The 10,704-nt window shown below is 61.5% G+C and carries 10 protein-coding genes; 7 read left to right on the forward strand and 3 right to left on the reverse strand.

Going from position 1 to position 10,704, the window contains the following annotated elements:
• Both WB528_RS11130 and WB528_RS11135 read left to right on the forward strand, forming a co-directional pair.
• Positions 1–198: diacylglycerol kinase (locus WB528_RS11130; RefSeq protein WP_423888465.1), on the forward strand; the 198-nt coding region annotated here is incomplete at its 5' end.
• Between the two features lie 43 nt (positions 199–241).
• A complete protein-coding gene (locus WB528_RS11135; RefSeq protein WP_423888466.1) occupies positions 242–1,999 on the forward strand; it encodes an NAD+ synthase in 1,758 nt (585 codons plus the stop codon).
• Between the two features lie 26 nt (positions 2,000–2,025).
• Here the strand turns inward: WB528_RS11135 and WB528_RS11140 are convergent, their stop codons facing one another.
• Both WB528_RS11140 and WB528_RS11145 read right to left on the reverse strand, forming a co-directional pair.
• A complete protein-coding gene (locus WB528_RS11140; RefSeq protein ID WP_423888467.1) occupies positions 2,026–3,168 on the reverse strand; it encodes a DUF2865 domain-containing protein in 1,143 nt (380 codons plus the stop codon).
• A gap of 165 nt (positions 3,169–3,333) precedes the next feature.
• Positions 3,334–3,639, reverse strand: coding sequence for a hypothetical protein (locus WB528_RS11145; RefSeq protein ID WP_423888468.1), 306 nt, complete (start codon positions 3,637–3,639; stop codon positions 3,334–3,336).
• 295 nt (positions 3,640–3,934) lie between these two features.
• Here WB528_RS11145 and cysS point away from each other — a divergent pair, with 295 nt between their 5' ends.
• Genes cysS through WB528_RS11165 form a run of 4 tightly spaced genes read left to right on the forward strand, consistent with a single transcriptional unit; the run spans position 3,935 to position 7,872 of the window.
• Entirely contained in the window at positions 3,935–5,371 is a 1,437-nt protein-coding gene (gene cysS, locus WB528_RS11150; RefSeq protein WP_423888469.1) for a cysteine--tRNA ligase, read from the forward strand.
• Positions 5,368–5,862, forward strand: a complete 495-nt coding sequence (locus tag WB528_RS11155) for a GNAT family N-acetyltransferase (RefSeq protein WP_423888470.1) — start codon at positions 5,368–5,370, stop codon at positions 5,860–5,862. The genes cysS and WB528_RS11155 overlap by 4 nt, the downstream gene beginning before the upstream one ends.
• Positions 5,859–7,457, forward strand: coding sequence for a citramalate synthase (gene cimA / locus WB528_RS11160; protein ID WP_423888471.1), 1,599 nt, complete (start codon positions 5,859–5,861; stop codon positions 7,455–7,457). Before WB528_RS11155 ends, cimA begins: the two co-directional genes overlap by 4 nt.
• Before the next feature lie 19 nt (positions 7,458–7,476).
• Positions 7,477–7,872, forward strand: a complete 396-nt coding sequence (locus WB528_RS11165; protein ID WP_423888472.1) for a VOC family protein — start codon at positions 7,477–7,479, stop codon at positions 7,870–7,872.
• Positions 7,873–7,881: 9 nt separating this feature from the next.
• Here WB528_RS11165 and WB528_RS11170 read toward each other — a convergent pair whose 3' ends face one another.
• On the reverse strand, positions 7,882–8,487 hold the full coding sequence (locus WB528_RS11170; RefSeq protein WP_423888473.1) for a TIGR00730 family Rossman fold protein: 606 nt from the start codon (positions 8,485–8,487) through the stop codon (positions 7,882–7,884).
• 211 nt (positions 8,488–8,698) lie between these two features.
• Here WB528_RS11170 and WB528_RS11175 point away from each other — a divergent pair, with 211 nt between their 5' ends.
• Positions 8,699–10,654, forward strand: coding sequence for an ABCB family ABC transporter ATP-binding protein/permease (locus WB528_RS11175; protein WP_423888474.1), 1,956 nt, complete (start codon positions 8,699–8,701; stop codon positions 10,652–10,654).
• The last annotated feature ends 50 nt before the right edge of the window (positions 10,655–10,704 follow it).

A 10,704-nucleotide genomic window follows, 5' to 3' on the forward strand; every position in this document is an offset into this window, starting at 1 on the left:
GTTGCCGCCGTGGTCATGGTTCTCGTGGTCGAACTGCTCAATACCGCGATCGAGAAGCTCGCCGACCGCCTGACCACGGATCACGATCCGCAGATCGGGCGGGTCAAGGATATGGGGTCGGCCGCGGTCGGTGTGGCGCTGCTCACTGCCGGCCTGTTCTGGCTGTTCTCGATCGCCGAGCGCATGGGCGCTATTTGAGCATGCGATTGCAGTTTGCCCGCACGCGAGGCACGATCCATCGATGACCGAACGCGCCGATCAGTTTTCGATTAGTTTGGCCCAGTTGAATCCAACCGTGGGCGACGTCGCCGGCAATGCCGCGAAAGTGCGCGCCGCCCGTGCTCGCGCGCGCGCCGACGGCGCCGATCTCGTCGTGCTGTCGGAATTGTTCATTGCCGGCTATCCGCCGGAAGATCTGGTGCTGAAGCCGGCGTTTCAATCGGCCTGCCGGACGGTGGTCGAGGAACTCGCGCGCGAAACCGCTGACGGCGGACCTGCCGTTCTGGTCGGCACGCCCTGGGTCGATGACGGCAAGCTCTACAATGCCTGCGTATTTCTCGACGAAGGCCGCATCGCCGGGATCAGGTACAAGGTCAATTTGCCGAATTACGGCGTATTCGACGAGAAGCGCGTGTTCGCGCGCGGGCCTGCCTCAGGTCCGGTCGCCATTCGTGGCGTGCGGGTAGGGGTGCCGATCTGCGAGGACACCTGGCTCGAGGAGTCCGAGGAATACGAGAACATCGTCGAGTGCCTGGCCGAGACCGGCGCCGAAATTCTGGTCGTTCCGAACGGCTCGCCTTACGCGCGGGGCAAAGCCGACATCCGCCTGTCGGTTTCGGTGGCGCGGGTGACCGAAAGCGGGCTTCCGCTCGTCTACCTCAACCAGGTCGGCGGGCAGGACGAACTCGTGTTCGACGGCGCGTCGTTTGCGCTCAACGCCGATCTGTCGGTGGCTGCGCAATTGCCGGCCTTTGAGGAAAGTATCACGACGCTGCGCTGGAAGCGGGAGGCGGGCGGATGGCGCTGCAACGGGCCGGTTGCGCCTCAGCTCGACGGCGACAAGGCGGACTATGCGGCCTGTGTGCTGGGTCTGCGCGATTATGTCGGCAAGAACGGATTTCCCGGCGTGCTGCTGGGCGTCTCCGGCGGCATCGACTCGGCGCTGTGCGCGGCGATTGCGGTCGATGCGCTGGGTGCGGATCGCGTCCGCGGCGTCATGCTGCCGTTTCGGTTTACCGCGCAGGTGTCGCTCGACGACGCCGCCGAACTCGCCGGCCACCTCGGCATCCGCTACGAGGTGCTGCCGATCGCCAAGGCCGTCCACGGTTTTGAGGAAATTCTGTCGGGGACTTTTGCCGGTTTGGCGCGCGACATCACTGAAGAAAACCTGCAGGCGCGCGCCCGCGGCACGCTGTTGATGGCGATTTCCAACAAGACCGGCGCGATGGTCGTCACGACAGGCAACAAATCCGAAATGTCGGTCGGTTACGCCACGCTTTACGGCGACATGAACGGCGGCTTCAATCCGATCAAGGACATCTACAAGACCGAAGTTTTTCGGTTGTCGAGCTTGCGCAACAACTGGAAGCCCGACGGCGCGCTTGGTCCGTCCGGAGAAGTCATTCCCCCCAACATCATCACGCGGCCGCCGACCGCGGAGCTGCGCGAAAACCAGACCGACCAGGATTCGCTGCCGCCTTACGACATGCTGGATGCGATCCTGGAACGGCTGGTCGAACGCGAGGAGCCTTTGGCGACCATCATCGCGGCGGGTTTCGACCGCGAGGTCGTCGCGCGGATCGATCGCCTGCTCAACATCGCCGAATACAAGCGCAGGCAGGCAGCCCCCGGGGTCAAGGTGACGCGGCGGAATTTCGGACGCGATCGCCGATATCCCATCACCAACCGGTTTCGTGACGACGGCAGGCCGTTGTCCGAGCCGGATGACACGCTGGTTTCGCGCGCGGGTCGCGCCTTGGGCGAGGCGTTTGACGGCTAGTGGCGAGCGATGAAATTCAACGCGCTCTAGCGCGCCGGAATGAACGTCGGGCCGACGGTGCGGATTTGTTTGCCGTCGGACGACGCACCGGAAGTCGCCGCTGGCGTACTCTGCGGCGCTGCCGGGTTCGGTGCGGTGGTCGCCACGGTTCCCTTCCTGGCGGGTGTTGCTTTGGTCTGCTGCGGCCGCGACATTTTCTTCGCGCTCTCGTCGGTGACGATGATGTCGCCCTGTTGCTCCGCGGCGGCCTTGTCATCGATGTTCTTGAGCGCGTCGGCCCAGGTTTGGCCGGGAGCTTTGCAGGAGCAGGTAGGGTTGAACTCCTGGCGGAAACGGAAGGCATTGGGCGACGACGTATAAGGCTGGCCGCCGATCGACACCGCCTGGTTCATGTCTTCGCCGGGATTGCGGTAGGCATAGAGGGTGGCATCGGTTGCCGGGCAGAGGGCCTTGCAGGTCCGTTCATCGTCTGGAAAGCGCGCCGGCACGGTGGCAAACGAAATCGGGAAATAGCCGCCGTCACAGGTACGGACGCAGACGGTGCGGTAGGTGCCGGACTGGGGACCGCTGTCGATGGGTGTCGCGTTCGGGGCGTTGTTGCCGCCGAACAGGTTGTTCAGAAAATTGCCGGGACCCTGTTGCTGCTGCTGAAGGGCGGCGGCGTATTGCGGTCCGCAGCTATTCTGCGCGAGAGCCAGGAGAACCGAATGGCGCTGGTTTTCGCGATCGTTGCCGCCGAGGCCGCCGCTGCGCAGGCGCTCGAGATTAGTCGTGATCTCCTCGAGGTTTGCGCGCATCTGTTGAATTTGATTGTTCACCGGACCGCATTGCGCGTTTCGGCCGTTGAACAACGAGAAGAAGCCGGAGCTGTCGCAACCCATTCGCTTGGCCTGCAAGGTGACACGATCGAGCTCCGCCTGCTGCCTGGCGGCGGAATCCTGATAACGGCGGATCTGCTCGTCCTTGGCAGGATCGCCGCCACCGCCGCGGTCGATCATGGCCAGTTGCGCCTCAAGCCGCGGACACATCGGGTTCACGGCAGCACCGCCTGGGGGAGGGGGCGGCGGATTCGTCACCTGCGCGCGGGCGCCGGCGCCAAGCAGCATGGCGACGACAAGCGTCGCATAGGCCAGCGATCTGGAAGGAGTGACGATCAATTTCTCAGGCATTTCCCGCCGTCAGGAACTCCGGGCGGGCCTTGGGCTGCGCCAGAGGCTGCGGCCGTAGCCGCAGTTGGTGATAATTCCGGCCGTCCTTTACCCGCTTCTCGGGGCGACGTCACGTCGTTTCCGGGGCGCCACTGTGGCGGCCCTGGAACCGGCAAGACAACTGGTTCAGCGCTGGCAGGTAATCGCGACGTATTCGCCGCAGCCCGACCGGCCGCAATTTGCGCTTTCCTTCGGAACCGAGCCGGTGATTTCGTCCGGATCGACCCGGCGGTAGGAAGAGGCCTGCGCAAAATTCCGCGACTGACAATAGGACTGGGCGGCATGGGCGCCGCACTTCTCGCCCTTGGCCAGGCACTGGTCGACCCCGTAGCCGTCCGCCTGGTTGGCAATGATGAAAATCCGGCTGTCGGCCCACGCTGCCGGCCCGGCCAAAAGAAACACGCAGGCCAAAAGCGCTTGTATCGATCGCATCGTTGCACCGCTGAAGGAGGATTATCGCGGCCCACGATAGGCCTGAAATGTAAATAATGATTAACCATGGGCTCGCCGGTGGCTTGGTGAGGCAAATCGGCTTTTCTGAGGCCCGACATGGCCAGGTAGCGTGCTCTTGACCGCTCAGGCCTGCTGGCCCATGGTGTTTTTCATGAACGGTCTTCTCGCCATTTGTGGCATTTGCCGCGAGATTATGAGCTAGCGATTCGCTGGCTGAGGCCGTCTTTTCTCTCTAGAGATCACTGGACGCCCGGCCGCAAGGGAATGGGTATCCATGCAACTGCGCCTCTACGATACGTTGACGAGGGAAAAGCGCGCTTTCACGCCGCTCGATCCTAACAACGTACGAATGTATGTGTGCGGGCCGACGGTCTATGACTTTGCCCATATCGGCAATGCGCGCCCCGTCATCGTGTTCGACGTTTTGTTTCGGCTTTTACGCCATCTCTATGGCGACGATCACGTCACCTACGTCCGCAACATCACCGACGTCGACGACAAGATCAACGAACGCGCCGCACGCGATTTTCCCGGCCTGCCGCTGAACGAGGCGATCCGCAAGGTCACCGAGCAGACCGCCAATCAATTCCATGCGGATGTCGATGCGCTCGGTTGCCTGCGTCCGACGGTCGAGCCGCGCGCCACCGATTTCGTACTGCCACGCGCCGACGGCAAAGCCGACATGGTCACATTGATCAAGCAATTGATTGCACGCGGCCATGCTTATGAAGCCGGTGGCGAAGTTCTGTTCGATGTGCAGTCGATGCCGGATTACGGCGCGTTGTCGGGCCGCAAGCTCGATGAGCAACTGGCCGGCGCGCGCGTTGCGGTCGACGCCCACAAGAAAAATCCTGCCGACTTCGTGCTGTGGAAGCTATCCAGCGAAAACGAGCCGGGCTGGGAAAGTCCGTGGGGCAGGGGACGTCCCGGCTGGCACATCGAATGCTCGGCAATGAGTGCCGCCTATCTCGGCAATGTGTTCGATATTCATGGCGGCGGTCTCGACCTGATCTTCCCGCACCATGAAAACGAGATCGCGCAATCGCGCTGTGCGCACGGCACCGCCACGATGGCGAATTACTGGATGCATAACGGCTTCCTCGAAGTCGAGGGCGCGAAGATGTCGAAGAGCCTTGGCAATTTCGTCACGATCAGGGAGTTGCTGGAGACCGACAGATTCGGTGAGCGTGACTGGTCACCGCAAGCGTTGCGATTAACAATGCTCAAGACGCATTATCGTCAACCTATCGATTGGACGGTACGCGCTCTGAAAGAATCTGAGGAAACGCTGCAGAGCTTTTACAATGAAGTAAAAAATGTATCGCCAGGAGAGCATTCCCCAGCGATTGAAGCGGCGCTCTGTGACGACCTCAATACACCGCTCGCGACGACTGAACTCCTCCGCATCTGGAAATCCAATCGCGATCCCGAGGTGCTTGTGGGTTCATTGAAATTCCTTGGTATCGATCTCAGTGCGAACTCGACCTATATATCGCCAGTTAGGAGGGCAATAGAACGAGCCAAATCTAAGTTCGAAGACCTAGAAGGTAAGGTAAAAAGGTCAATTGCAGATCGCGCCGCTGCCCGCGCGCGCAAGGATTTCAAGGAATCTGATCGCATCCGTGATGAACTCGCGGCAATCGGTGTTGTGCTGAAAGACGGTAAGGATGCCGATGGCAAGCCGATCACCACCTGGGAGATCGCGCGATGAGTGCGCCCGCGCTACGGCCGTTCCTGGACGCCGACACGCCAGTTCTGGCGGCGATCTTCGTTGCCAGTATCGAGAGCCTGACCGGCGACGACTACAGCGAGGCGCAGCAACAGGCGTGGGTAGCCGCCATCGACGACGAGACCGAATTCGGCAAGCGGCTGGCGTCCGGCCTCACGCTGGTAGCAACGCTAGAGGGCGCGCCGGTCGGATTTGCGTCGCTGAAGGGCAAGGACCAGGTCGATCTGGTCTACGTGCATCCGAATGCCGTCGGTCAGGGAGTAGCCGCGATGCTGTGCGACGCGCTCGAAAAATTGGCGGCGGCCCGTGGCGCCAAGATTCTGACGGTGGAAGCCAGTGACAACGCCGCCGAATTCTTCGCCAAGCGCGGCTATGAGGCCAAGCAGCGGAACACCGTTTCGCTCAACGGCGAATGGCTCGCCAACACCACGATGCAGAAGACACTCGGAGACAATGCCGGAGGGCCGAAATGACCCGCGAGCGGCTTTATCTGTTCGACACCACGCTGCGCGATGGCGCGCAGACCAACGGTGTCGACTTTACGCTGCATGACAAGCAGCTGATTACAAAAATGCTCGACGAGCTCGGCCTCGACTATGTCGAGGGCGGCTATCCCGGCGCCAATCCGACCGATACCGAATTTTTCGCAACAAAGCCGAAGCTTACCCATGCGCGCTTTACCGCGTTCGGCATGACGCGGCGGCCCGGCCGCTCGGCGTCGAACGATCCGGGCCTTGCGGCGCTGTTGGAAGCCAAGGCGGACGCAATCTGCTTTGTCGCGAAGTCCTCGGCCTATCAGGTGCGTGTGGCGCTGGAGACCACGGGCGAAGAGAACCTCGCTTCGATCGGCGACAGCGTCAAGGCTGCGAAACAGGCCGGCCGCGAGGTGATGCTCGACTGCGAGCATTTTTTCGATGGCTACAAGGAGGATCCTGCTTTCGCGCTAGCCTGCGCAAAAGCAGCCTATGACTCCGGCGCGCGCTGGGTGGTGTTGTGCGACACCAATGGCGGCACCATGCCGCATGAGATCGAGACCATTGTCGGCGAGATCATCAAACATATTCCCGGCGATCATGTCGGCATTCACGCCCACAACGACACCGAGCAGGCGGTCGCCAATTCGCTTGCCGCGGTGCGCGCCGGCGCGCGTCAGATTCAGGGCACGCTCAATGGTCTCGGCGAACGGTGCGGCAATGCCAATCTTTGCTCGCTGATCCCGACCCTGCGGCTCAAGGGAGAGTTTTCAGATCGCTTCGAGATCGGCGTTATCGAGGAAAAGATGGCGACGCTGGTGACAGTGTCGCGCACGCTCGACGACATGCTCAATCGTATTCCAAATCGCCACGCTCCCTATGTCGGCGAAAGCGCTTTCGTCACCAAGACCGGCATTCACGCTTCGGCCGTGCTGAAGGATCCGCAGACTTACGAACACGTCCCGCCCGAGGTGGTCGGAAATCATCGCAAGGTGCTGGTTTCCGATCAGGCCGGCCGCTCGAACGTCATTGCAGAACTCGATCGCGCCGGTATCGCTTACGACAAGAACGATCCGAAGCTGGCGCGTCTGGTCGAGGAATTGAAGGAGCGCGAGGCCGCAGGCTATGCCTATGAATCGGCCAATGCTTCATTCGAGCTTCTGGCGCGGCGTACGCTCGGCCACGTTCCCGATTATTTCCGTGTCGAGCAATTCGACGTCAATGTCGAGCAGCGCTACAACGTCAACGGTCAGCGCGTCACGGTGGCGATGGCGGTGGTGAAGGTCGATGTCGACGGCGAAAAACTGATTTCAGCGGCCGAAGGCAATGGTCCCGTCAACGCGCTCGACGTGGCGCTGCGCAAGGATCTCGGCAAATACCAGAAATTCATCGATGGCCTCAGACTGATCGACTATCGCGTCCGTATCCTCAATGGCGGTACGGAAGCCGTGACGCGGGTTCTGATCGAAAGCGCCGACGAGAAGGGCGAGAAGTGGAGCACCATCGGGGTGTCGCCGAACATCATCGACGCTTCGTTTCAGGCGTTGATGGATTCGGTCATCTACAAGCTCGTGAAATCGGGCGTGGCGGCGTGAGCATATAGGGAGATGCCTGATGATCGACCATGTTTCCGTAGGCGTCAGCGACCTCGAGCGTTCCGCGCGTTTTTATGAAACGACGCTGGCGCCGCTCGGACTTGCAAAGCTTGTGACGCGGCCCGGCACCGTCGGTTTTGGCAAACGCTACCCGGAGTTCTGGATTAACCTCCGGACAGGCATGCCGCCGGTCGCGTCGGAAAGCGGTTGTCATATCTGCCTCCGGGCGAAATCCGAGAGTGAGATCGACGCCTTTCACGAAGCCGCGCTCGGCTCCGGAGGCGAATCTGACGGCGTGCCGGGCCTGCGCCCGCACGATCGCGTACGCTATTATGCGGCATTCATCAGGGATCCCGACGGTAACCGGATCGAAGCCGTGACATTTCCCGCGGACGATACGGTCACACCGAGGTAACGCCGTCCGCTATAACCGCCGGGCGATTTCGGGCGCTATCGCATCGGTGCCTTCAGGCGCGCTTGCCGCTGCTGCTTGCAACCGCGGCAAGATATCCTCAACGCGTTCCGCCTGAAGGATATCGACCGAGAGCGTAGGCCGGATAAACTGGGTGGAGCGCATATGGGCGACCAGTGCCAGCAGCGGTTCCCAGAATCCGTCGATGTTGGCGAGCAGCACCGGCTTTGAATGGCGTCCGAGCTGCTGCCAGGTCAATTGCTCAACGAGTTCCTCAAGCGTGCCGATGCCGCCGGGCAGCGCGACGAAGGCATCCGAATGTTCGAACATCAGCTGTTTGCGCGCGTGCATGTCGGTCGTGACGATCATTTCCTGCACACGTTTGAGCGCATTTTCCTGGCTGGTCAAAAAGTCCGGGATGATACCCGTCACGGAACCGCCGTGATCGAGCACTGCGCTTGCCACCGCACCCATCATGCCAACGGAGCCGCCGCCGTAGACAAGGCGGATGCCGTTTTCTGCGAGCGTCTTGCCCAGCGTCCTGGCGGATTCGATAAAGCGGGGATTGGTGCCGGCTCCGGAGCCGCAGTAAACACAGACGGTTTTGATCTTGGTCATATCTGCCCATGTGGCATTGCAGCGTAAGCCAGTCAAATCCTAAAGGATTCGGTTCTCGAATAAAATTTCGGCAGGGTCCCAAGAGGACAGAAGAATCTGGCCGTCATGAGGCTGTACGCGACGCATAAACGCTCTATATGACTTCGAATGCGCGAAAATCTGAAAAAGCGGGTGCCGAATCGGCACGCCACGCGACGCCGGACCTGACGCGATGGCGCATCTTGATACCGGCCACCGCGTTGACCCCGCACCATCTTCCGAGCAGTCCTTCGCACAGGCGACGCTGGCTGGAACGCTGACGCATCTGTGGCCTTACATCTGGCCCGGTGACCGCACGGACCTGAAGATGCGCGTGGTCTGGTCGGTCGTGCTGTTGTTGCTGGCCAAGCTTGCGACGCTGGTCGTGCCGTTCACGTTCAAATGGGCGACCGATGCGCTGACCGGCACGGATAGCGCGCCGGTACAGGCCTCCAACTGGGTGCTTTGGGTCGTTGCCTCGCCGATCCTCATGACGCTCAGCTACGGCGCCTTGCGCGTGCTGATGGGGGTATTGACCCAGTGGCGCGACGGAATTTTTGCGCGCGTGGCGATGCATGCGGTTCGCAAGCTTGCTTTTCTCACCTTCGTTCACATGCACGAGCTGTCGTTGCGTTTTCATCTGGAGCGCAAGACCGGGGGGCTGACCCGTGTACTGGAGCGCGGCCGCAACGGTATCGAAACCATCGTCCGGATGGTGATCCTGCAACTCGTCCCGACCATCGTCGAGGTCTCGCTCCTGATGGCGGTGCTGTTGTGGAAGTTCGACTGGCGGTATGTCCTGGCGACCCTGATCACGGTCGTGATCTACATGTACTATACCTACGTTGCGACCGAGTGGCGGATCGGAATCCGCCGCACGATGAACGATTCCGACACCGACGCGAACACCAAGGCCATCGACTCGCTGCTGAACTACGAGACGGTCAAGTATTTCAGCGCCGAAGAACGCGAAGCGGCGCGCTACGACCGATCGATGGCGCGCTACGAGCAGGCCAGCGTGAAAGCCTATACGTCGCTCGCCGTGCTCAACACCGGTCAGGCGATCATCTTCACTGCTGGTCTCACCGCGACCATGGTGATGTGCGCGTCCGGAGTGCGCAGCGGGCACAACACGGTTGGCGACTTCGTCATGGTCAACGCCATGATGATCCAGCTCTACCAGCCGCTCAATTTCATGGGCATGGTGTATCGCGAGATCAAGCAGGCGGTCATCGACATCGAGAAGATGTTCAATGTGCTGTCGCGCAATCCCGAGATCAAGGATACCCCGGGGGCGACGCCCTTGATCGTCACTTCGGGCCATGTGCGCTTCGAGAATGTGCAGTTCGCTTATGAGGCGGACCGGCCGATCCTCAAGGGTCTTACGTTCGAAGTCCCCGCCGGCAAGACCGTCGCGATCGTCGGACCGTCGGGCGCCGGAAAGTCGACGATCTCGCGCCTCCTGTTCCGCCTCTACGACGTTTCAAGCGGCCGGATCCTGGTCGACGGGCAGGATATCCGCAACGTCACGCAAGCCTCGCTGCGCGCTTCTATCTGCATGGTGCCGCAGGACACGGTGCTCTTCAACGACACCATCCGCTACAACATTCGTTACGGCCGCTGGGAGGCCAGCGACGTGGAAGTGGAGGAGGCGGCACGGCTGGCCCAGATCGACGGCTTCATCCGGTTGTCGCCGAAAGGTTATGAGACGCAAGTGGGCGAGCGCGGCCTGAAACTCTCGGGCGGCGAAAAGCAGCGTGTGGCGATCGCGCGCACGGTTCTCAAAGCGCCGCCAATCCTCGTGCTTGACGAAGCGACGTCGGCGCTCGATAGCCATACCGAGCGTGAAATTCAGGATGCGCTGGAACGCGTGTCGCGCAATCGCACCTCGCTCGTGATCGCCCACCGGCTCTCCACGATCGTCACGGCGGACGAAATCATCGTGCTCGATCAGGGCCGCATTGCCGAGCGCGGCACCCACGGTCAGCTTTTGGCAACCGGCGGGCTTTATGCCAGTATGTGGAACCGGCAGCGCGAAGCCCAGGAGGCCCGCGAAAAACTGGCGCGGATCGCCGACGAGAACGTAGCGCCGAACCGCGAGCCGCCGCCGGTCGACGATACGCTGGTGGCCCCGGCCGCGGCGGAATAGGGGTTACGCTTTCGGCAATGTTGCGGCCGAATAGCCGGGGAGGGTGGCTC

Source organism: Bradyrhizobium sp. (assembly GCF_049586575.1).
Lineage (GTDB): Bacteria > Pseudomonadota > Alphaproteobacteria > Rhizobiales > Xanthobacteraceae > Bradyrhizobium.